Consider the following 206-nt stretch of genomic DNA (forward strand, 5'->3'; position numbering starts at 1 on the left):
CATGGTTCGCTGACCCGAAGCATCACCTGAAGATGCTGTCCTACAACGCCCTGATCTTCTTCAACATGAAGCAGACCCAGGAGGAAAAGGACGCCGTTATGGCAAAGCTCGATCAGATCATTGCAGACTGCAACAAGCTGGGCTGCAAGATGATCGTTGTTGTACCGTCCATGGATCTGACCGTTCCGGCTACCGTTGACGAGATC

1 pseudogene is annotated in these 206 nt (G+C 52.4%); it reads left to right on the forward strand.

Annotated elements, in window-relative coordinates:
- Positions 1-206, forward strand: a pseudogene (locus tag DWZ82_RS14135) (hypothetical protein); the annotation flags it as partial.

Source organism: Butyricicoccus sp. AF35-5AC, from assembly GCF_003477715.1.
GTDB lineage: Bacteria > Bacillota > Clostridia > Oscillospirales > Butyricicoccaceae > Agathobaculum > Agathobaculum butyriciproducens.